This window comes from Achromobacter sp. 46006, from assembly GCF_059761975.1.
Genome location: NZ_JCBANN010000130.1, coordinates 1 through 1,101, shown reverse-complemented (window position 1 = coordinate 1,101; position 1,101 = coordinate 1). Strand labels below are relative to the sequence as shown.

At 62.3% G+C, this 1,101-nt stretch carries 2 protein-coding genes; both read left to right on the top strand.

Features of this window, described 5'->3' with window-relative positions; all coding sequences use genetic code 11:
- The coding region (locus AC6LKG_RS26480) for a transposase (protein WP_498169954.1) at positions 1-255 on the top strand (255 nt) is incomplete at its 5' end.
- On the top strand, positions 222-1,073 hold the full coding sequence (locus AC6LKG_RS26475) for an IS3 family transposase (protein WP_165720955.1): 852 nt from the start codon (positions 222-224) through the stop codon (positions 1,071-1,073). The genes AC6LKG_RS26480 and AC6LKG_RS26475, both read left to right, overlap by 34 nt.
- Positions 1,074-1,101 lie beyond the last annotated feature (28 nt).

Here is a 1,101-nt window from a genome sequence, read left to right as displayed (position 1 = left end):
GTGCTGGACATCATTCAAGGCAAGACCACCGTCGCCGAGGCCAGCCGCCAATACGACCTGTCGCCCTCAGAGGTCGAACAGTGGGTCGACGATGGCAAGCGGGGCATGGAGAATGCCTTGCGGGCCAATCCACAGGACGTGCGCGAGCAGTACGAGCGCCAGCTCAAGGACCTTCAAGAGGCCTACGGCGAGGCGATGCTGGAGCTTCGCGCGAGAAAAAAATTGCAGTCCCTGCTGGGCGAGGACGAGAAGTGATCGAGACGATCCACCAGGGACTGCAAGCCGACGGCATCACCGTCTCGATCGCCAAGCTGTGCCGCTGGTTCAACGTGCCTCGCCGCACCGTCTACTACAAGGCGGTGAAGGCATCGCCAAAGCTCGATCCGCAGTTTGTCGCGCCCATCAAGGCGCTGATCGAAGAATCGCCGTCGTTTGGCTATCGAACGGTGGCGCATCTGTTGGGGTTCAACAAGAACACCGTGCAGCGCGTGTTCCAGTTGATGGGCTGGCAGGTCCGTAAGCGGCCCATCGGCTTCAGGCCCCGGATCCAGGCATTGCCGTCGGTGGCCACGAGGCCTAACGAGCGCTGGTCGACGGATCTGTGCCGCGTCTGGGCGGGTCGGGATGGCTGGGCGACGCTGGCGCTGGTGATTGACTGCCATACCCGGGAGTTGCTGGGCTGGCATCTGTCGCGCAGCGGCAAGGCCTGCACCGCAGGAAGCGCACTGGAACATGCCCTGATCGCCCGCTTTGGAACGCTGGGCCGCGTGCCTGTGCCGTTCCTGCTGCGATCCGACAACGGGTTGGTCTTCACCTCTCGTAGCTATACAGCGTTGGTGCGAGGCTACGGGCTGCGCCAAGAGTTCATCACGCCGCACTGCCCGCAACAGAACGGGATGGTCGAACGCGTGATCCGCACGTTGAAAGAGCAATGCGCGCATCGGCATCGCTTCGAGACCATCCAGCACGCCAGCCGCGTTGTAGGGGACTGGATACGCTTTTATAACCACCGGCGCCCACACCAGGCGCTCGGCATGAAGACCCCGGCTGAGGCATTTGCATTAGCCGCTTAAACTGAGCAGGTTCTGCTGGGTCATTACA